This window comes from Mesonia sp. K7, from assembly GCF_003233725.1.
Taxonomy (GTDB): Bacteria; Bacteroidota; Bacteroidia; order Flavobacteriales; family Flavobacteriaceae; genus Mesonia.
Genome location: NZ_QKQV01000018.1, coordinates 1 through 20,445, shown reverse-complemented (window position 1 = coordinate 20,445; position 20,445 = coordinate 1). Strand labels below are relative to the sequence as shown.

18 protein-coding genes and 1 tRNA gene are annotated in these 20,445 nt (G+C 37.0%); 7 read left to right on the top strand and 12 right to left on the bottom strand.

Features of this window, described 5'->3' with window-relative positions; all coding sequences use genetic code 11:
• Window positions 1–31 precede the first annotated feature (31 nt).
• From DNG35_RS11135 to DNG35_RS11100, 8 genes are all read right to left on the bottom strand, one after another.
• Window positions 32–442: a hypothetical protein gene (locus DNG35_RS11135; RefSeq protein ID WP_111129175.1), complete on the bottom strand. Its 411-nt coding sequence runs from the start codon at window positions 440–442 to the stop codon at window positions 32–34.
• 4 nt (window positions 443–446) lie between these two features.
• Window positions 447–836 carry a GreA/GreB family elongation factor gene (locus DNG35_RS11130; RefSeq protein WP_111129173.1) on the bottom strand — a complete coding sequence of 130 codons (390 nt, stop codon included), beginning with the start codon at window positions 834–836 and terminating at the stop codon, window positions 447–449.
• Between the two features lie 27 nt (window positions 837–863).
• On the bottom strand, window positions 864–2,177 hold the full coding sequence (locus DNG35_RS11125) for a Glu/Leu/Phe/Val dehydrogenase (RefSeq protein WP_369908092.1): 1,314 nt from the start codon (window positions 2,175–2,177) through the stop codon (window positions 864–866).
• A gap of 379 nt (window positions 2,178–2,556) precedes the next feature.
• Entirely contained in the window at window positions 2,557–3,894 is a 1,338-nt protein-coding gene (locus tag DNG35_RS11120) for a sigma-54 dependent transcriptional regulator (protein WP_111129171.1), read from the bottom strand.
• Window positions 3,891–5,009 (bottom strand): sensor histidine kinase, encoded by a 1,119-nt coding sequence (locus DNG35_RS11115; protein ID WP_111129169.1) that lies wholly within the window; start codon window positions 5,007–5,009, stop codon window positions 3,891–3,893. Before DNG35_RS11115 ends, DNG35_RS11120 begins: the two co-directional genes overlap by 4 nt.
• Before the next feature lie 44 nt (window positions 5,010–5,053).
• The gene (locus tag DNG35_RS11110; RefSeq protein ID WP_111129167.1) at window positions 5,054–6,445 is read right to left on the bottom strand and encodes an NAD(P)(+) transhydrogenase (Re/Si-specific) subunit beta; all 1,392 of its coding nucleotides are present in this window, start codon (window positions 6,443–6,445) and stop codon (window positions 5,054–5,056) included.
• Window positions 6,446–6,448: 3 nt separating this feature from the next.
• Window positions 6,449–6,754, bottom strand: a complete 306-nt coding sequence (locus DNG35_RS11105; protein ID WP_111129165.1) for an NAD(P) transhydrogenase subunit alpha — start codon at window positions 6,752–6,754, stop codon at window positions 6,449–6,451.
• 7 nt (window positions 6,755–6,761) lie between these two features.
• Entirely contained in the window at window positions 6,762–7,841 is a 1,080-nt protein-coding gene (locus DNG35_RS11100) for an NAD(P) transhydrogenase subunit alpha (protein WP_111129163.1), read from the bottom strand.
• 771 nt (window positions 7,842–8,612) lie between these two features.
• Here DNG35_RS11100 and DNG35_RS11095 point away from each other — a divergent pair.
• Together DNG35_RS11095 and DNG35_RS11090 are read left to right on the top strand one after the other, a co-directional pair.
• Window positions 8,613–9,209 carry a Crp/Fnr family transcriptional regulator gene (locus tag DNG35_RS11095; RefSeq protein WP_111129161.1) on the top strand — a complete coding sequence of 199 codons (597 nt, stop codon included), beginning with the start codon at window positions 8,613–8,615 and terminating at the stop codon, window positions 9,207–9,209.
• 81 nt (window positions 9,210–9,290) lie between these two features.
• On the top strand, window positions 9,291–9,575 hold the full coding sequence (locus tag DNG35_RS11090; protein WP_111129159.1) for a hypothetical protein: 285 nt from the start codon (window positions 9,291–9,293) through the stop codon (window positions 9,573–9,575).
• A 6-nt stretch (window positions 9,576–9,581) separates the two neighbouring features.
• Here the strand turns inward: DNG35_RS11090 and DNG35_RS11085 are convergent, their stop codons facing one another.
• The gene (locus tag DNG35_RS11085; protein ID WP_111129157.1) at window positions 9,582–10,409 is read right to left on the bottom strand and encodes a DUF3667 domain-containing protein; all 828 of its coding nucleotides are present in this window, start codon (window positions 10,407–10,409) and stop codon (window positions 9,582–9,584) included.
• A 158-nt stretch (window positions 10,410–10,567) separates the two neighbouring features.
• Between DNG35_RS11085 and egtB the strand changes: the two genes are divergently transcribed.
• The 3 genes from egtB (at window position 10,568) to DNG35_RS11070 (ending at window position 16,379) form a co-directional block, all read left to right on the top strand.
• Window positions 10,568–11,713 (top strand): ergothioneine biosynthesis protein EgtB, encoded by a 1,146-nt coding sequence (egtB, locus tag DNG35_RS11080; protein WP_111129219.1) that lies wholly within the window; start codon window positions 10,568–10,570, stop codon window positions 11,711–11,713.
• 1 nt (window position 11,714) lies between these two features.
• Entirely contained in the window at window positions 11,715–12,656 is a 942-nt protein-coding gene (locus tag DNG35_RS11075) for an L-histidine N(alpha)-methyltransferase (protein ID WP_111129154.1), read from the top strand.
• Between the two features lie 135 nt (window positions 12,657–12,791).
• Window positions 12,792–16,379 carry a metallophosphatase gene (locus DNG35_RS11070; protein WP_111129152.1) on the top strand — a complete coding sequence of 1,196 codons (3,588 nt, stop codon included), beginning with the start codon at window positions 12,792–12,794 and terminating at the stop codon, window positions 16,377–16,379.
• A 118-nt stretch (window positions 16,380–16,497) separates the two neighbouring features.
• Here the strand turns inward: DNG35_RS11070 and DNG35_RS11065 are convergent, their stop codons facing one another.
• The 3 genes from DNG35_RS11065 to DNG35_RS11055 form a co-directional block, all read right to left on the bottom strand.
• The gene (locus DNG35_RS11065) at window positions 16,498–16,842 is read right to left on the bottom strand and encodes a hypothetical protein (RefSeq protein WP_111129150.1); all 345 of its coding nucleotides are present in this window, start codon (window positions 16,840–16,842) and stop codon (window positions 16,498–16,500) included.
• A gap of 289 nt (window positions 16,843–17,131) precedes the next feature.
• Window positions 17,132–17,205 (bottom strand) — tRNA-Arg (locus DNG35_RS11060).
• A 72-nt stretch (window positions 17,206–17,277) separates the two neighbouring features.
• On the bottom strand, window positions 17,278–18,636 hold the full coding sequence (locus DNG35_RS11055) for an NAD-dependent succinate-semialdehyde dehydrogenase (protein WP_111129147.1): 1,359 nt from the start codon (window positions 18,634–18,636) through the stop codon (window positions 17,278–17,280).
• A 160-nt stretch (window positions 18,637–18,796) separates the two neighbouring features.
• Between DNG35_RS11055 and DNG35_RS11050 the strand changes: the two genes are divergently transcribed.
• Entirely contained in the window at window positions 18,797–19,207 is a 411-nt protein-coding gene (locus DNG35_RS11050; RefSeq protein ID WP_111129145.1) for a glyoxalase, read from the top strand.
• 4 nt (window positions 19,208–19,211) lie between these two features.
• The gene (corA, locus tag DNG35_RS11045) at window positions 19,212–20,300 is read left to right on the top strand and encodes a magnesium/cobalt transporter CorA (protein ID WP_111129143.1); all 1,089 of its coding nucleotides are present in this window, start codon (window positions 19,212–19,214) and stop codon (window positions 20,298–20,300) included.
• Window positions 20,301–20,445 lie beyond the last annotated feature (145 nt).

Below are 20,445 nucleotides of genomic sequence, written 5' to 3'. Positions count from 1 at the left end.
CTTAGAAAAACTAAATTTAATCGGGAAAATTTTAGTGTAAGGATTTTTCAAAGAAATTAAAGATAATATCCTTAATATTTTGAATTTGTGCGATATGAGAAACATATTTCTTTTTGAACAAAATATGTTCGTTCAAAAAATAAGTCTCACATTGCATGTCTTCACATTCTCGAATCTTCTCCGATTCATTTTTAAACTGTATGAGTTGAAATAAAAAATCTTTATTTTTTTGTAACATCTGCTCCAACGAGGTCAAAACATACGAGCCATCTTCTTCGTTCGCTTTTGCTTTTCTAACAAGTCTAGAATCTAACAATTTACTTAAGAATTGGAGCTCTCGATTTATAAACTTTAATTCCTTTTTCCACTGTCTCAACTCATCGTGAAAAGTCATCATTTGTATTTCTTCATCGTCGTGATGTTCCTGAATAGGCTGATTCATATACTTAATTTTGTTGGGTTACATCTATAATTTTTATTTTGTTCTCTCCAGAAGGAAATTCCCATGTAATTTCATCATTTGTGGAATACCCAAACAACGCCAAACCCATAGGGGCCAATACGGAAATTTTATTCTCCCTTAGATCACTATGGCTTGGGGAAACCAATTGATAGGTTTTCTTTAAAAAAGGCGTCTGAATGGTCACCATCGAATTAAATCGAACTACATCGTCAGGTAATTCTTCTTTCTTGACAATCTTCGCATTCAATAGCTCCTCTTTGAGTTTGAGTATTGAGTTTTTATAACTTACGTCTTTTTGATATTGCCCTTCCGAGATCAGCTTCTTGAGCAAATCATATTCTCTTTTTTCAATAATTAAATGTTTGTACTTCATGTTGCTGTGCTATGCGCTATAATAGCATTATGGGAATATTCCTCGTTGTGTGTAAGCCAACTCAATTCGCTTGATTGCGATAAGGTAAGCTGCCATTCTCCAATCTACACCGTGTTCTTGTACTGCACCTTCCACTTTTCGATAATTTTCAGTTAATTTCTTTTCTATTTTTTGCATCACTTCCTCCAAAGACCAAATCTCTCCATGTCGGTTTTGTAACCATTCAAAATAGCTTCCTATAACACCGCCTGAGTTACATAAGATATCTGGAATAATAGGAATGTTTCGCTCTAATAATATTTCTTCTCCATCCTTGGTAATAGGGCCATTTGCTCCTTCTGCAATAAGCCTAGCTTCAATGCTACCTGCATTATCCAGGTGTATCTGGTTTCCTAAAGCCGCAGGAATAAGAATATCACACGCTAAACCAAAAAAAGTAGAAGGATCTATTTCTTCAGCCCCTGTAAATCCTGCAATCGAACCTTTTCGAGGAGCCGAATGAAGCTGTAACGCTGCAGGGTCGATGCCTTTTGCATGGTATAAGGTCGCATGGGCATCTTGCACGGCAATCATACGAGCACCTTCTTCTACCATAAAATGGGAAGCCCATTGTCCTACATTGCCAAAGCCTTGCACGATAAAAGTCTTACCAGACAGGCTTTCTCCTTGCGATGCTAAATATAATTTGATGCACAAAAAAACGCCAAACCCAGTAGCTCGATCCCGTCCTTCCAATCCTCCTGATCCCACGGGTTTACCTGTAACTACATGGCTGTTTAAAGAACGGGAAGATGGGGATTTGGTAGACATATAGGTATCTAAAATCCAAGCCATCGTCTGTGGGTTTGTATTTACATCAGGGGCGGGTATATCTTGGTCGGGACCTATATTCTCTCCTAAAGCATAAGTAAATCGTCGGGTGATTCGCTCCAACTCGGCTAAAGAATGATCGCGAGGGTCAAGCTGTATGCCTCCTTTGGCACCACCAAAAGGCAAACCTGCCAATGAGGTTTTCCATGTCATCCACATGGCCAATGCTCTGGCATCGTTGACATCAATAGTTGGGTGATAACGCAAGCCTCCTTTATAAGGTCCTAATGCATTGTTGTGTTGGACACGGTAACCGGTAAAGATTTTTACTTCCCCATTATCCATTTTTACAGGAAAATTTACAACAATCTCATTATTGGTGATTCCTAAAATTTTTTTGATGTTGTGATTTAACTCAATAAAGTTAGCTACTTGTTCGTATTGCTGCATCACATTTTCATACATCGTCGCAGCCTTTTTTTCTTTAATCTGATTCATATTATTGATAAATTTCGCAATATAATTTTGCATGGTGTTTTAAAATACATCCTTGATGGTTTGCACAGGTAAGGCATAACCCCGACATGATTTTTGAAGAAAGGGGTTTAATTGTTTTTGTGGGTGTGATTTCCATTGATTCTACATTTATTTTTTCATACCTATTCAATTGGTGTACCAGATATAAAAAAATTAGAACACTATCCTACATACGGCTGATTAACAGTTACTTAAATTTTTATCTTTTAGGGAAGGCAAAAGATAGATTGAGTTATAATTACCCAAGGGTATAATTTTGTACCATCAAGGCGATACGGCATATTTTAAATATATAGATAAGGTCTTGTAAAATAAAAATTATTTTATTTTACACGCTTGCATAAAGATAACTTCCTTTACCAAAACGAATGCTCTAGGAAAGTTTGTTACGCAAAGTCTTTCTGGTGATGTTAAGGATTTCTGCAGCCTTGGTTTTATTGTTGTTAACAGCAGCGAGTACTTTTTGGATGTACTTTTTTTCCATGGCTTCAAGTGAAATAAGTTCATCGCTTCCAGAGGCATCTATTTTATATTTAAAATGCTCAGGGAGTTCGGATATATCCACTTTTTCTTCATGCATGATGGTGAGCTTTTGGAGGCAATTCTCTAGTTCTCTAATGTTTCCAGGCCAAGGATAACGTTCGAAAATTTCATATACACGAGGATTCAGTTCCAATTTCTTTTTGGCATATTCTTTAGCATATTTGCTAAGAAAAAAATCAACCAGTAAAGGGATATCCTCTTTTCGTTCTCGTAAAGAAGGTACGTTGATATCCACCACATTCAAACGATAGTATAAGTCCTCTCTAAAAGTTCCTTGTTGCACTTGTCGGTACAAATCCTCATTGGTAGCTGCGATAATTCTAAGTTTAACTTTTTGTGCCTTCGTAGCCCCTATCTTCGTTACTTCTTTTTCTTGCAAAACACGTAGCAACCGTATTTGAACGGAAGCAGGTGCAGTTCCTATTTCATCTAAAAAAATGGTTCCGGTATGGGCTGCTTGAAAAAAGCCTTCTTTGGCTTGTTGGGCTCCAGTAAAAGCCCCTTTTTCATAACCAAACAATTCCGATTCCAATAAGTTTTCTGGAATGGCACCACAATTCACAGCGATAAAAGGATTGCCAGCGAACGAGCCTTTATAATGAATGGCACGTGCTATCAACTCTTTTCCCGTTCCACTTTCACCCTGGATCAAAATAGTCGCCCGGTTACTTTTTACGCGTTCAATATAATCAATAACCTGTTGTATACTTTTAGATTGCCCAATGATACCGGCATAAGAAATAGGGTTTTGAGGAGATGGCAAGGAAAGGTGGGAAAGAGATACCCTGCTCGCCTTTTTAGAACGAAATGATTTTTCTACCGCCTTTTTCAATTCTTTATTGGTAAAAGGCTTTACCAAATAATCGGTTGCACCGGATTTCATAGCGGTTACAGCAGAATTAACAGAGGGAAAGCCCGTAACGACCAAGGTAGGTAAAAAGGGATAATGTTCCTCTACATATTTAATCAGCTCAAACCCATCGACTCCAGGCATCTGGATATCGGTAATCAGCAAATCGATGCTTCCAGATTGTAGTAAATCGATAGCCTCATTTACAGAAGAAGCTTTATAAACGTGATATGCTAGTGCTTTGAGCTGTCTTTGAATGACCTCAAGCATATCATAATTATCATCAACAATAAGTATATTCTCACGTTTTAAACTCATACACTTGTATTTTTAGGGATACAAATACGAAATATAGATCCTTGTGGGATATTTTGATGTACACTGATGCTTCCTTTATGGCTTTTAACAATTCCGTGAACGACACTCAAGCCTAAACCAGAACCTTCTCCTACTGGCTTCGTTGTAAAAAAAGGCTCAAATATCTTTTCAATGTTTTCAGCAGGGATGCCTTTCCCTTGGTCTATGATTTCTATGTATAAAGAATCAACATCTTGGGTCAAGATACATTTAATCGAACTATGGGGCGGAGAAGCGTAAATCGCATTGATCAATAAATTAAACATCACTTGCGTGAGTTGAACGCTATCGATAGGGGCATATACAGCTTCATCAGCTTCTAAAGAAACTTTTACTTGTGCCTTTTTAAAGCTCTGGCTCAATAAGCTTAAAGCTTGTTTAATTATGGGTCTAATATCTATATGCTCCCGGTTTTGGGGCATTTCACACGCAAAAAACATTAAGTTTTTTACAACCTCTCTTGAGAAGATGGCAGCTTCTATAATTTTTTTGATATCCCTCTTAATGGAAGTTTGTGTTGTTTTTTCTTCAATAAATTCTGCAAACCCCAAAATGTTACCTAGGGGAGTATTCAATTCATGGGCAATTCCTGCGGTAATTTCTCCTAAAATAGCAAGACGATCGTGTCGTTGTGCACTACGCTCTAAAAGGGCTTCTTTTTTTAACTGCTCTTTTTTTTCAAAATAAGTACCTACTTCGTGACATACCTTATCAAGCAATTTTTGTTCTTCTTCTAAGAAATCTGTTTTTTTATAATCAGTACCAGGATAATGTACTTCTATATACCCTACTGGTTTTTTAAAAATAGAAAGGGTTCCTTTTTGTGAAACGGTTTTAGAAGGTAAGTCACCTGTCATTAGGTGATGGTCAAGAATAGCTAAAACTACTAGCACATCTTCTGAAAACCGCCAAGCTTCTTTCAAAACAAAAGCAATCTCCCCTAAAAGTTTATCCGAATCATCTTCTTCCTCATACTTCTGAAAAAGCGTTGAAATTGCATAAAGACAACTAAGCTCTTTTACCCGTTCAATCAAATGCTCCTTGGTGGTATGGCTATCTATAACTTGATCATTCATAGAAGATAAAGATACTATTTCTCGGTTTATTTTTTAATTATAAACTAATTTAATGCTTTCAGTTGGGTGACAATTTCTTGTAAGCTCACTTGAGCATCACCAAATAATAACTGACAATTATCATATTCAAATAAATCATTCGAAACACCAGAATAACCTGGTTTCATACTTCTTTTAAATACCACCACCTGTTTGCTTAAATGACTTTTTATAATAGGCATTCCATAAATAGGACTAGCAGGATTGGATTCTGCAGCTGGGTTGACCACATCGTTTGCCCCTATTACAAATATCATATCATAGCTGCCCATCTCATCATTTACTTCATGCATCTCTTTTAAATAGTGATAACCAATTTTAGCTTCTGCTAATAATACATTCATATGCCCTGGCATTCTTCCTGCCACTGGATGAATAATATAATCAAGGGTTTTTCCTTTATTTTGCAATAAATTTTGCAACTGTGCACAAGTGTGTTGTGCTTGGGCTACAGCCATTCCATAACCGGGTACAATTCCTATTTTTTTGGAAAGTAGAAGTTGTGTGACTACTTCACTCACGCTGGTTTCTCGGATTTCTTGGGATGTTTCTCCACCTATATTTTGAGTTTTTGAACCTGTGTTTCCTACAATCACACGCCATAAAGAACGGTTCATTGCTTTACACATCAACATAGTCAAAAAGATACCTGCAGCTCCTACAAATATTCCTCCTGCAATCATAGCTTTATTGGCATACAACAAGCCGGCTAAAGCCGTAGCAATACCGGTAATAGAGTTTAACAAGGAGATGACCACCGGCATATCTGCTCCTCCTATAGGCACCACAAACAATACACCATATAACAATCCTATAAAGATTAAAACCAACGTAAGTTCGTAAAACGACCAAGGAATAATTTGTAAAAAATAACCTAAAGGGAGTAGGACAATACACAGAAATAGAACTCTAGAAAACCAGTGTACCCCACCCTGATGTAAATCTCTTATTTTCCCACCAAGTTTTAAGTAGGCAACTATACTACCGGATAAAGCAATGGCACCGGTAACTACTCCTAAATTCAATAACAGGAGAGATGAACTGTATAAATATTCACTAATTTGTGAGGCTTCTATATAACCTAAAAGCATGGCACAACCGCCCCCTGTGGCATTCAAAAGAGATACCATTTGAGGCATAGCGGTCATTTTTACCGTAAAGGCCATTTTTCTTCCTACGATTACCCCTGCCAAAATAGCGATGGAGAGAATAAGTAAACTCGTGTAATTTATATTTTTGGAAATCCCTCCGATCAACACGGTAATTAAGGCTATTCCCATTCCTATAGTTGCAACCCTATTTCCCTTTTTAGCTTTTTGGGGTGAACTCATCAGCTTTAAGCCTATGATAAAGGAAAAGGAAGCTAACAAATACCCCACATCAGTAATTACCTGCATAATTTAATTGGATTTTGGTTGAAACATTTGTAACATTTTTTGAGTGACCATAAATCCACCTGCAATATTTAAAACTCCTAGGAAAACAGCTATCCCTCCTAAAATTTGAATCCAAATCGAAGTGTCTTCTGGTAATTGTAACATAAGAGCGATAGCGCCTATGGTAATTACTCCACTAATAGCATTAGCCCCTGACATCAAAGGGGTATGCAAGACAGTAGGCACATTAGATAGTACTTCAATACCTATAAAGACACATAACAATACAATATAAATGCTTTCTAAATTTTCTTGTAAAAATAAAATCATGGTAAAATTATTTTAGATTAAAAGTCACTTGACAAGCGGAGATCAGTTCGTGCGATTCTCCTTTTTCGATCATATATTTTAAAAAATTATAAAAATTTGCCGCTAATAGTTTTGATGCTGCCATGGGTAATTCACGAGACAAATAAGAGTTCCCATAAATAGTGATGGAATCAAAGGAAGTAAGTTCATTATTCTTTGTCAAACTACAGTTCCCTCCTTGCTCTGCGGCTAAATCAATCACCACACTATTAGGGGGCATACATTTTAAACTTTCTTCGTTTAGAAGCAACGGTGCTTTCTTTCCTGGAATGTTTGCAGTACAGATCACAATATTTGTAGAAGCAAGTTTTGCTTTAATTTCTTCTTCTTGTCGCTTTTTATAATCACTACTTTGTTCTACAGCATATCCTCCCGCGTTATGGGATTCGGTACTCCCTTCTACTTCTATAAAATGAGCACCCAAACTTCTTACTTCTTCTCCTGCAGCTTTTCTAACGTCAAAAGCATATACTTCGGCACCTAAGCGTTTGGCAGTGGCTATGGCCTGCAAACCTGCAACGCCAGCTCCCAAAACCAAAACATTTACAGGCTGTAAAGTTTTGGAAGCAGTGGTCATCATCGGAAAGATATCTCCATAAAGTTGTGCTGCTTTTAGGATAGATTGATAACCTGAAAGTGCATCCATAGAGGAACGTACATCCATCGTTTGGGCTATAGTAGTTCTAGGAAGTTGATCTAAACTGTATACCGAAGCTTCACTTTTCTCATACTTTTGTAAGCGCTCAGGGAAAAACAAAGCATTGAAAACACCTATAAATTTAGCTTTGGGAGGGATAGGTAATTCTTCTGATAACACATCGTTAATCGATAAAATAAAATCCGCTTTTTCCAGAATTACCTCTACTGGTTGCAGAACAGCACCTGAACCCATAAATGCTTCATCAGAAATACCTACGGATGTACCATAGTCTTTTTCCAGTAAAACTTCAACCTGATATTGCGCTTTCAGTTTTTTAATTTCATCAGGCAATAGTGCTATTCTGGTTTCGTAAATAGGCTCTTTAATGAGCCCTATAGAATACCCCATAAATATAGTTTGTTTTTAGAGTATGCCGCTAGCCAAGTATTGTGCCTTTTTTTATAAAAATCATAGATAAAAACACAGATGATTGATATTCTGAGACTTAAGAAATCATCGACATGAAATTGGAGTGGGTAACTTTTAACCACTTGGTTCTTTTGTTTACATCCTTATTGGAGTCTTTCTACTAATTGGTCCTACCGAAAAGCTTCTATTTCTATTATAAAAAATAACCGCTACGGCAAGTTACGCTTCAAAGCCCCTAGATAAAAGTGCTTGTGAAAGATATGGGCTTTCCTCCTCTTTGTTGGATGTGCATTTATTTTTAATTCATTTTGGAGCTTTGTACCTCAAATTTTATATGAAGAAAACTATAACCAAAAAGTTCTTGGTCATCAATAAGCCAAAAAATGCAGGAATAATCGAAGTGAAAGACCTAGCAAGGTTTTGAAACCTGCCTATTAATCAAAATCTTTCTCCATAAACCCTATGGTTTTACTACTAAGAAGAAGCCTAACTCCTCCATGCAAGCTTATAGTTCACCCCTATTAAGCCTATAGCTAAACCGATGCTGCTTCGATACTAGACCGTAGTTTCCCCGTAAACAGGGACTTTATACGAGCCAGCATCGAAGGAGTATCGGGTTAGCATCGGTTCAGCTATACACTATCCCTGCTTTTACTAGGGGGAAGCTATACTTGTGTTGTAAGTTTTCCCTTAGCCTATTATGTAGGATCATCTCATGATTCGTAACTTTACATTCATTAAAAATACCTTATGATTCCCGAAAACCTGTTATATGAATTTGGTGGCGAAAGAAAAGCGTTTTCCAAAAGCGACTCTATTTTTAAAGAAAACCAACAGGCGCATTATTATTTTCAGCTCATTTCTGGGGAAGTAAAAATGAACAATTACCTCGAAAACGGAAAAGAGTTTATTCAAGGTATTTTTTCGGCTCCACGAAGTTTTGGCGAACCGCCACTCTTTGCTCAAATCACTTACCCTGCCAATGCAATTGCGATAACTGATATTGAATTGATTCAATTAAAAAAAGAGGCTTTTTTCGAATTGCTATTGGCGCATCCGGAAATTCATTTAAAAGTGACCGAAGCGCTTGCATCGAGATTGTATTATAAATCTATTATGGCTTCCGAAATGTCTTCACAAGAGCCCGAACACCGGATTTTAAGAATGCTGGATTATTTAAAACACGATATCTATCAACTGACGGCGCCTTTTTCTTTTCAGGTAAATTTAACCCGACAACAAATTGCCGATCTCACCGGTTTACGCGTCGAAACGGTCATTAGAGCCATCAAAAGTTTGGAAAGAAAAGGCATGATAAAAATAAAAAGCCGAAAAGTTTATCGCTAAAATAGGCCTTATGATTATGGTCATAAAATAAGCTGAATAGCCAACATAATTTTGATATTCATTTTTAAACCTAATGATATCATGAATTACTATCAAAAATTTTACATCGATTTTGAGGAGTCATTTTATATGTACATTCCTTTAGGGATTATTCTATCCAGCTGCATAGGTTCTGCCGCAGCCATGTTGGCGTTAATGCAAGGACACGGATTTACCGAAATGTTACAACTACTCATCGTTACGGTTGCCTGCATGGGCTTTAACTCGACGGTATTGGCCAATTTAAAGCCTAAAGTGGTTTTTCATGCCTTGCTCTTAAGCCTCCTCGTAAATATAAGTATCATCATTTATCACCTCATAGCATAAAAACACTTAGAAACCTATAGCCGTAAAGGTTTCCCGATGTGTTATAAAAAAGATCACAAAAATGATCATGGCAAGAAGAATTGAAAAAATAGAGGCGCCAAATACATAGGCGATGGTAGATTTTATAATGGTTTTCAGTAAACCTTGTTGAAATACCTGCTTGTACACCCATATAAAATAAAGGTACCCCAAAAAAGTAGTGATTCCTATGAGCATAGAATTTATTTCAAAAGAAACAAAAGGAGTAAAAATTGCCGATACAATCATAAAAATGACTACATGGGCTTGGGCAAAAAGGTTGACGACTAAGTGTTCTAAAAAATTATAACCTCTTTTCTTATACAATAAATAAGAAAATACCGAAATAAAACCTACGGTCAAGATCATCCAAAAGTTAAAATAGTTAGCGAATAATTCTTGATAATAATGCATGTAATCCATGATCATTTTTTGCACTTCTTGGGCTTCTGCTGAAGTGACATTTTTGCCATTATTTTCTATATTTATACCTCCTATTTCTTGTAGCTTTTCAATCGATTCGAAATAACCGCCGGGAATAGCAATCAATAAAAAGATAGTCATCAGGACCAACAAATATTTTAAGGGATTCATCACCTTATACCTTCCTATTCCTAGATAATTCCTGATGGTTTTCCCTGGTGCTATGGTTAAACCTTTAAAGGTATAGAGCAAACCTTTGTTTACATTTAAGGCCTCTCCAATTTCGTCGGAAAAGGTGTTGAGTTGTAGTCTTCGGATCTCCCTTGATTCGGTGATGGTGATGGTTTCCTGCTCCCAGGGTGTAATCGGCTGAATAGAGGTGTTTTTTGGCATAACAAGAAAGATGGATTGGTTACACAAATATAATTTTTTTAAGAAAGTGGTGAAAAAATACCTGATCCGTTTTTTTAAGGATACTTTATAGCATTCAGACTTGTGTGCAAAAAGTTTTTGTGTATCTTACGGATGCTAAAAAAGAGAAGCACTTTTTAATGAACATTCAAGAGCTATATATAAATACCCGAAAACGTTTTTTAGCTATTTGTAAATCTTTAAAGACAGAAGATTTTTCGGTACAACCTGCCATATTTGTATCTCCGCCCAAATGGCATTTGGCACACAGCACTTGGTTTTTTGAACAGTTTGTATTGAAGAGTTTTGTAAAAGACTACAGCGTATATAACGAAGACTTTGCTTACTTATTCAATAGTTATTACAACAACGCGGGAGAACGGGTCTTACGACCCAATCGCGGACTCATGACTAGACCTACTGTAGCGCAAGTGTACGATTATCGCGCTTATGTCGATGAACAAATGATGCTGTTTTTCCAAAACAATCCTTCTCAAAAAGCATTGAAGGTAGTTACTTTGGGCATTCACCACGAGCAGCAACACCAAGAACTCTTTTATTACGATATCAAGTATATTTTAGGAAATCAACCTACATTTCCCAGTATAAGTAATAACGTCCAGTTAGAAGCTGTTCCCTCAAAAGCAGCTTTGATCACGATTGATAAAGGTTTGTATGAAATTGGTTATAAAGCTAATGGGTTTTGTTATGATAATGAATTAGGAAGGCATCAGGTTTATTCAGAAGGTTTTCAAATAAGTTCACAACTGACCACCAACCAAGAATATATAGCGTTTATAGAAAGTGGTGGTTACCAAGATTTTAATTTATGGCATGCAGAAGGCTGGGATTTCATCCAACAAAATCAAATAGAAGCTCCACTCTATTGGCATAAGGTTAAAAATAAGTGGCATTATTATACCCTCGATGGTTTTGTTCCTGTAGAAAACAATAAACCGGTATCCCATATTAGTTTTTATGAGGCTTTTGCTTACGCGGAATGGAAAAAAATGAGGTTACCTACCGAATTTGAATGGGAAATTGCTTCGCAAAAATTTAACTGGGGACAACTTTGGGAATGGACGAATAGTGCTTACCTTCCCTACCCCAACTTTAAAAAAGCTCCTGGTGCTTTAGGAGAATACAATGGTAAATTTATGATCAATCAAATGGTTTTACGGGGTGCTTCTGTAGCTACCGCAAAAAACCACAGTAGAAACACCTACCGGAATTTTTTTCATCCAGATATGAGATGGCAGTTTTCTGGTATACGACTAGCTAAATAATATGAACCACACTTTTGCAAAGGATGTGATAGATGGGCTCACCGCTGCTGAAAAACATCTTTCCTCTAAATATTTTTATGACGATAACGGTAGCAGGATCTTTCAGGAAATTATGAACATGCCTGAATATTACCTCACCGATAGCGAATTTGAAATCCTATCTTTACAAGCGAAACAAATTACTGAGGCACTAGCATTCAATCGACCTTTTAACATTATTGAATTGGGCGCAGGCGATGGTTTTAAAACCTTTAAACTTTTAGAGTACCTTACAAAAAGTAGCATTCAATTCAATTATATCCCGATTGATATTTCACAAGAAGCGATGGACATATTGGTCGAGAAGCTCAAAAGAAAACTTCCTGGCATCATGATTGAGCCCAAAGTAGGCGATTATTTTGAAATCCTCCAACAAAATAACGACAGCCAATGGCCTAGCCTATTGCTGTTTTTAGGAAGTAATATTGGCAACTACCTCAAAGAAGATGCCTTAGAATTGTTAAGGCTTTTCAATCAAAATATGAAAACGGATGACAAATTGCTCATCGGTATCGATTTACGGAAGAATCCGCGGACGATACAAAATGCCTATGACGACCCACATGGGATTACCAAACGCTTCAATATGAATTTATTGATCCGCATGAATCGAGAGCTAGGTGCAGATTTCCAACTGGATGATTTTGATTTTTATTGCCATTATAATCCTGACGACGGAAAAGTAAAAAGTTATATCGTAAGCCTGAAAGAACAAATCGTTACCTTTAAAAAGTTAAACAAGGGGATTCGTTTTCAACAAAATGAATTGATTTGGACCGAAATATCCAAAAAGTATAGTCTTTCGGAAATTGAAACCATGGCGCAAAAAACAGGCTTTCAGGTCAAAGAAAATTTCAAGGATTGTAAACATTATTTTGTAGATAGTTTATGGAATAAAGATTAGTATCTATATGGGGTTGTGAGGTAAATGTTAAAGTTTCAAAAAGTATTTTAAAGTATTATAACAAAGCGTTAAAAAAAATTTACTATTCACATTTTTTTCTAACCTTTACGTAATAAACTAATATTTAACCATCATATGACGCATCTAATTTACCCAAGATCAAAAAATTTCCTTCCCCTAATTTTAAGTTTTTTATTGACCGCTTTTGCTTTTGCACAAGAAGAAAAAGAGGTGTCACACACCATTTACTTCACGGCCAATACTGGTGTAGAAAAAAATTCTGTGAGTGATCAAGTACTTGGAAAAATTTTAGAGTTTTCTAAAGAAGGCCAAGACAGTTCTACCGTTGTTGTTTTAGGGAACCTTACCCGAAAGGTAGGTTATCCCGATAAGGATAATGGTCGAGAAAACGAAGAAAAATTCTTAAAGGAAAGCCTCTTAGAACCCTTAAAAGGCTATAAAGGAAAAATCATTTTTATACCCGGTAAAAATGAGTGGAATGCAAAAGGTCATAAAAGTATAGACGATTTAGAATCTTACCTTCAGGACAATAGCGAAGCTAAATTTTGGCCCAACGACGGTTGCCCGATTGAACGGGAGACTTTAAGTGATCAGGTGGAGCTCGTAATGGTCGACTCGCAATGGTATCTCGAAGATTGGGATGACCACCCTTATATCAATAACAAATGTGAGATCAAAACGAGAAAGGATTTTATCGCCCAGTTTAAGGACGAATTGAAAGATGAACAAAACAAGACTATCATCGTGGCCATACACCACCCAGTCTTGAGTAATAATAAAAAAGGATTTATCGGTCGTATGGGTGGCTTTTCAAGTCAGGATTATTATAGCACAAAAATGCAGGAGTTAATAGGGCAGTTAGAGACCTTAGCGGAACAGTTTAACGATGTTATTTTTGTTTCTGGAAATCATCGTAACCTACAATACTTAGATGACGATGGGGTACCTCAAATCATTAGTGGGGCTAGCCATAAGATTAAAGGGGCTCGTGCCAAAGAAGATAAAGGGCATTATGCGAGCAAGAAAAACGGGTTCTCCAAACTCACCGCTTATAAGGATGGGAGTTCTAAAGTAGATTTTTATACGCTGGAAGACAATAATCAATTCCGATTGTCTTTTTCTAAAAATATCAAAAGCAAAAGGATCACGATTGATGAGGTCGATTGGCAAGATAAAAGTACGTATGGTCCCACCATCAAAGCTTCTGTGTATACCGAAGAAGAAACCGATAAAAGTGGACTGTACAAGTTGCTTTGGGGAGATCATTATCGGGAGGTCTACAGCAAGAAAATTGAAGTTCCAGTATTGTTCTTAGACGATCTACCGAACAATCCTGTGGCGATTACAGAAGGCGGCGGAAAACAATCACGATCACTTAGACTAAGAGACGAGAACGATCACGAGTATACCATTAGAGAGTTAGAGAAAAGTGCCGTGCGTTTTATCCAGGCGAGTATCAAGGATCACTATGTGATCGATTATATGCAAAACACCATTGCCGAAGATTTGGTCAAGGATTATTACACCACGGCTCACCCCTATGCGACATATTCGATCAATGACCTGTTGGATCAAGTAGACATCTACCACGCCAAACCCAAAATCTTTTATGTTCCTAAACAGAAGAACTTAGGGGTGTTTAATGAAGATTATGGGGATAAACTCTATATGTTTGAAGCCCATGTGGGAGACGAAAACAAAGATTTAGAGATTTTTGGAAATGCAGATGATATCTTGAGCACCAAAGATATGATCCTCAAATTTCAGGATGACAAAGATGTCAAGATTGATGAAAGCACTTACATACGAGCGCGTATCTTTGATATGTTGGTGGGTGATTGGGACCGACACCAAGACCAGTGGCGTTGGGCTGAGTTTGAAGAAGATGGCAAAAAAGTATACAAAGCCATCCCTAGAGACCGCGATCAACCCTACTCCAAGTACGATGGGTTTATGGTAGGTCTCCTAAAAATAGGTGTTCCTGCGTTGAGAGTGATGCAAACCTACGAGCCTACAGTTAAAAGCACCAAATGGTTTAACGATGCCGGTTATCCGATTGATAAATTGTTTATCAACGAAGCCACTTGGGAAGATTGGGAAAGGGAAGCAAAATATGTCCAAGCCCAAATCACCGATGAAGTAATCGAACGTTCTTTCCGTGAAAATTTACCTGCAGACGCACAAGATGAAACCATTGAGCAGATCAAAGTGACCTTACGAGAACGTAGAAAAAATCTCGTGGACATCACTAGGGATTATTTTGAGTATTTCAAGAAGCACGAAGTAATTGTTGGAACCAACGAAGACAATACCTTTAACATTACTCGAGAGGATAACGGAGTGACCCGTATCGAAATCTTAGAGGACGATGAAATGGTCAGAAGCGTAGTGTATTCCAAAGATCAAACCAAAGAAGTATGGGTATATGGGCTCGATGGAGATGATACGTTTAAAATTTCAGGAGATGGCAATCGACTTATAAAACTCAAAATACTAGGGGGTGAAGAAAATGATATTTACGATTTTGATAGAACTACTAAGACCCGCGTGTATGATTACGTTTCGAAAGACAATACTTTTAAAAATGTAGGTATAAAACGCTTAACCGACGATTACGATACCAATAACTATAATTACACCAAGAAAACTTTTACCACCAGTTCATTTTTACCTGTGGTAGGATCCGATCCTGACGCTGGTTTTAAAGCGGGTTTGACCCATGTATGGACCAAATATGGCTTGGTAAGAAATCCTTTTTCCATACAACATACCACCTCCTTGAATTACTACTCCGCAACAAACGGTTTGGAATTGAACTATTTTGGAGAGTTTGCCCACTTTTTCAATAATTGGAATTTTGGGATTGAAGCCAGAATCACTAATGAAAGCTATGCTCTTAACTATTTTGGGGTCGGTAATGAAACCGAATATGACAACGATATTGATAGGGACTATAACCGTGTAGAAATGCAACAGTGGTCCTTTGCTCCTTCCCTGATGTATAAAAACAATCCGAATCTTTCTTTTTATGTCAAGCCGCTTATCGAAAGTTTTGAGCTTAACGAAAGTGATAACAACCAATTGATCGACGAATTGCCGATCGGCACCAACGATGTCTACCGCCATCAAATTTATGCGGGTGGTGAAGTTGGGTTGAACTATAACAACAAGGGTACTTTAATTGCTTACCCCAGAAGAGGAATTGAATTAGGGATCAACGGAGGCTATAAAAGTACGATCGATAGCGAGTTTGATAACCAATTTGCTTATGTAAATCCACTAGTGTCCTTTATCTACCCGATCCACGAAAGTGGCGCGGCGGTAATAGCAACCAAAGCGGAGGCAGATTTTATCATTGGGGACCAATACGAATTTTACCACGCGGCTACCGTGGGTGGCAACCAAAGTTTAAGAGGTTTTAGAAATGACCGCTTTTTAGGAGAAACTTCTTTTTATCAAACCACGGACCTACGGGTCGGATTAACCAAATTTAAAACCAATTTTGTCCCCATCAGACTGGGGGTTACCGGAGGTTTTGACTACGGTAGAGTCTGGTTGGATAACGACAATTCCGAAAAATGGCATACGAGTTACGGTGGTTCGGTATTCGTCAATGGTTTTAATGCCTTAACGGCCAATATCGGGTATTATGTAAGTGATGAAGACCAACGCGTACTATTTTCGGTTGGGTTTAGGTTCTAAACTTTAAATAGTATTTTATAAAAAGCCAAACTGGATAGTTTGGCTTTTTTTGCTTTTAATCAATTGATTGATGTCTATTCTTAAAATAGCATGACAGGAATTTAGATAGAGTAAATGATTATTTCAAATCTTTATTGATTTTATTTTTTATAATCCCAATGACTTTTCTAAAATAAGGATCTGATATAGGCGAAATTTTATAATCCCAATCTCCTCCATTAGCTTTTATAACCTTTAAAATCCACGGATCATCTTTAGCGAATATTTGAGCAGTGAAAGAAGTCAAAATATATAATTTATTCCACCATTTTTTATTAGGATCATAATAGATGATGTCCTTAACCTGAGCATATTCAAATACTCTAAACTCCCAATAATCCACTGCCTTAATTTCAAAATATTTATCAAAAACTCTGATCGTGGGAAATCCCTTTTTCTTAAATAGTAATGGTTTTTCTTCCATTATTTATTTTTAAATTATTTTAATTACCTCCTAGATAGTAGGTACGAAGATAGTATACCTAGAAAATTTTTGGAAAATAAATTTCCTTGTCAAGATTGGATATCCCAAAGCGTTTCGCTTTGAAAATAACGTCAAAAAAAAAACTCAAACAAGTTTGGTAACTACTTTTTAAGTATCTAAATTTTTGTAGACAGGATTGAAGATCCCAAAGCGTTCCGCTTTAAAAATTGAAAAGCCGCTAAAATAAAAAAGCAAGCTTTATATTTTAGCTTGCTTTTCAATTTATTCGTGATCTCGACAGGATTCGAACCTGTGACCGTCTGCTTAGAAGGCAGATGCTCTATCCAGCTGAGCTACGAGACCATTGCGTTAAGCGAGTGCAAATATATTAATACTTTTAAATAATACAATTCTATTTTTTAAATTTTTTTACCCCTAGCCTTTCTGGATCACTACGGTCTTTATATTCACAAATTCACGTATTCCCGCGACCGATAATTCACGTCCGTAACCGGATTCTTTTGTGCCGCCAAAAGGCAAACGTGGGTCACTTTTGACCAGTCCATTGATAAAAACAGCTCCGTCTTGAATATGGGGAATCATCGCTTTGGCACGTGCTAAATCCTTGGTGAAAATACTTGCCCCTAAACCAAAATTCGTCGCATTGAGTAAATCGATAGCTTCCATATCATTTTTAAAAGGCGTTACTCCGATCACCGGACCAAAGGTTTCTTCTTTAAAAATAGGCGATGTCTTTTTGACATCGATCACTACCGTTGGTTCAAAATAACTTTTGTTACGCTTTCCGCCTAAAACCAGCTTCCCTCCTTTTTTAAGGCTTGCTTTGAGTTGGCTTTCTAAGTTTTCGGCAAATTCTTTTTTTGCCATAACCCCTACAAAAGTATCCTCTTCAAGAGGATCACCACTCTTCAGTTCTCGGACTTTGGTGATAAACTTTTCGATAAATTCCAAATAAATACTGTCGTGAACTAACAAGCGTTTGCCAGCAATACAGCTTTGCCCAGTGTTTTGAAATCTTGCTTGCACACAAATATCCACCGTTTTATCGATATCGCAATCTTCAAAAACCAACAACGCATTCGAACCGCCCAATTCCAACACCGTTTTCTTTATTTCTCGACCAGCTAACGCAGCCACTTCGCTTCCTGCGGGTTTACTTCCCGTAAGCGTCACCGCCTTGATACGTTTATTGGTAATCACGTGTTCTACTTTTTTACTAGAAATCAGAAGGTTTTCGAAGCAACCTTCGGGTAAACCGGCATCTTTAAACACCTGCTCTATATTTAAAGCGCTGCGCATGACGTTACTGGCATGTTTCAAAACACAGGTGTTTCCCGCCATAAGCGCAGGAATAGCAAACCTAAAAACTTGCCAAAAAGGATAGTTCCAGGGCATTACCGCAAGAATAACGCCTAAAGGCTCATACGTAATATAAGATTCAGCAGCGTCGGTTTTTATATTTTCTTTTGCGAGGTGCTTTTTAGCATTTTCGGCATAGTATTGACACACCCAAACACATTTCTCTATTTCTGCGATAGCTTGTGTAATGGGTTTTCCCATTTCTTTTGAAATTACCGCGGCAAAATCATTTTTTTGTGATGCTAGCACTTTGGCAACCTTTAGAATGTATTGCTTTCTTTTTTCGAAAGAAAGCATGCGCCAAAATTCAAAAGCTTTGTCTGCCTTTTTTATTTTTTTATTGACCTCACTTTTGGAGTCTTGTTTAAATTTTTCTATTTCCTCTCCTGTATAAGGATTAATCGATCTCATCATAAGTTTTTATTTGAAAAATAAAGTTAAGAAATCTTTACCATATGAAGATTTTGGAACCGATAACGTTCTCTTAAAATTGTGAAAAACTAGTTGATAACCTCTTTTGTTTCTGCTTAAAACCAGCGGTTAGGTTTTGTAATTTTAGTAAAACCTTACTATTATGGAAAACAGAGATGAACATTTACTTCTTTTGAGACCTGAAATTCAAGAGGTTGACTTTGAAAAAAACATGTGTGCAGACGAAAGATTTCAAAATCTTACATTACGCCCTGTGATTAAGCTTCAACAGTACTTATTGATTGAGGCTTTTAAAAATTATATTCAAAAACATAAAAATGTTTTTTATTCGCTAAGCCTAGAAAAACGTTTTTTGTATGTAGAAAATGCGATTCAGAAAGACATGAAATTCCGTAACAGTCTAAAAGGAATGGTGATTGGACAGTTCACCATAGAGGAATATCAGGTTTACATTCAGAATTCTTCGGCGCTCAACAAACGTATGATGAATTTGGTAAAGAACAGAATTTTAGACAACATTCAACTTTTGGAACCTCAGAAAACCTGCGCATAAGCCTATGGCAAAACTAAAGCGAAAGCATAAGAAAAAAGAGCAGAAAGTCAAAAACACGGCACTGAACCAAGTGCCTGGACAAGTAACCTACGTCGGGCAAAAATCCAACCAAGAGACCATACTCGAAATTTTTGACTACGACCCCGACAAAATCCTGGTGCAGCATGTGAATGATGTCGAAGAAGCTTTTGGTTATAAAGACATCGAAAACATCACCTGGATAAACGTCAATGGGTTGAATAATACGGGCGAAATCGAAAAACTCGGGAAGCACTACAACCTTCACCCGCTCTTGATTGAAGATATTGTCAATACCCAACAACGCCCCAAAATAGACGAATACGAAGACTACTTATTTATCGTTTTTAAAATGATTTATTTTGACGACCAACAAGAGTTTGTCAAAGAGCATTTGAGCTTGGTAATGGGTAAAAACTATGTGCTTACTTTTCAGGAAGCCGATGGCGATGTTTTTGACGGCTTACGCGAAAGGATAAAAAATGCTAAAGGCCGTATTCGTAATTCCGGTGCAGATTATTTGACGTATGCCATTTTGGATGCTGTCATCGATAACTATTTTTTGGTGATTGAAAACTTAGGAGAAAAAGTAGAAAATCTTGAGGAAAGCCTCTTTATTGAAAACTCCAGTGAAGACATCACACAAGACATCCAGGAAATGAAACGGGAGATCATCAAAATGCGAAAAGCAGTCAATCCGCTACGCGAAGTGATCTCGCGTATCGAAAACACACAAAGTCCGCTTTTTGAACCCAAAACCTTTAGTTACATCAAAGATTTAAACGACCACATCATTCAGGTTTCTGAAAACATAGAGGTTTATCGAGAGATGATTTGGGGATTGATGGATATGTATATGACGACCATTAGCAACAAAATGAATGAAGTGATGAAAGTCTTGACCATTATGGCGAGTATTTTTATTCCACTTACGTTTATGGCTGGAATCTACGGGATGAATTTTGAATACATACCCGAACTGCAATTTAAATATGGCTACTTTTACCTTTGGGGTGCTATGATTATCGTTTTCTTTATCATGATTTGGTATTTTAAAAGGAAGAAATGGCTGTAGCCTTTAGTTGAAAGTTAATGGTTAGTGGTGAATAGTTAATAGTTAATCGTTGTACGTCCCTGATATAGGTTGACCACTAAAGTCAATTTATATGAAAGCTAATTTAAAATTAATCAAGAAACAACGTAAGTTTTCCGAAGCATTT

Coding starts and splice junctions, on each gene's coding strand:
- DNG35_RS11135 (WP_111129175.1), bottom strand. CDS start 442: ATGAATCAGCCTATTCAGGAACATCACGACGATGAAGAAATACAAATG.
- DNG35_RS11130 (WP_111129173.1), bottom strand. CDS start 836: ATGAAGTACAAACATTTAATTATTGAAAAAAGAGAATATGATTTGCTC.
- DNG35_RS11125 (WP_369908092.1), bottom strand. CDS start 2,177: ATGCAAAATTATATTGCGAAATTTATCAATAATATGAATCAGATTAAA.
- DNG35_RS11120 (WP_111129171.1), bottom strand. CDS start 3,894: ATGAGTTTAAAACGTGAGAATATACTTATTGTTGATGATAATTATGAT.
- DNG35_RS11115 (WP_111129169.1), bottom strand. CDS start 5,009: ATGAATGATCAAGTTATAGATAGCCATACCACCAAGGAGCATTTGATT.
- DNG35_RS11110 (WP_111129167.1), bottom strand. CDS start 6,445: ATGCAGGTAATTACTGATGTGGGGTATTTGTTAGCTTCCTTTTCCTTT.
- DNG35_RS11105 (WP_111129165.1), bottom strand. CDS start 6,754: ATGATTTTATTTTTACAAGAAAATTTAGAAAGCATTTATATTGTATTG.
- DNG35_RS11100 (WP_111129163.1), bottom strand. CDS start 7,841: ATGGGGTATTCTATAGGGCTCATTAAAGAGCCTATTTACGAAACCAGA.
- DNG35_RS11095 (WP_111129161.1), top strand. CDS start 8,613: ATGATTCCCGAAAACCTGTTATATGAATTTGGTGGCGAAAGAAAAGCG.
- DNG35_RS11090 (WP_111129159.1), top strand. CDS start 9,291: ATGAATTACTATCAAAAATTTTACATCGATTTTGAGGAGTCATTTTAT.
- DNG35_RS11085 (WP_111129157.1), bottom strand. CDS start 10,409: ATGCCAAAAAACACCTCTATTCAGCCGATTACACCCTGGGAGCAGGAA.
- egtB (WP_111129219.1), top strand. CDS start 10,568: ATGAACATTCAAGAGCTATATATAAATACCCGAAAACGTTTTTTAGCT.
- DNG35_RS11075 (WP_111129154.1), top strand. CDS start 11,715: ATGAACCACACTTTTGCAAAGGATGTGATAGATGGGCTCACCGCTGCT.
- DNG35_RS11070 (WP_111129152.1), top strand. CDS start 12,792: ATGACGCATCTAATTTACCCAAGATCAAAAAATTTCCTTCCCCTAATT.
- DNG35_RS11065 (WP_111129150.1), bottom strand. CDS start 16,842: ATGGAAGAAAAACCATTACTATTTAAGAAAAAGGGATTTCCCACGATC.
- DNG35_RS11055 (WP_111129147.1), bottom strand. CDS start 18,636: ATGATGAGATCGATTAATCCTTATACAGGAGAGGAAATAGAAAAATTT.
- DNG35_RS11050 (WP_111129145.1), top strand. CDS start 18,797: ATGGAAAACAGAGATGAACATTTACTTCTTTTGAGACCTGAAATTCAA.
- corA (WP_111129143.1), top strand. CDS start 19,212: ATGGCAAAACTAAAGCGAAAGCATAAGAAAAAAGAGCAGAAAGTCAAA.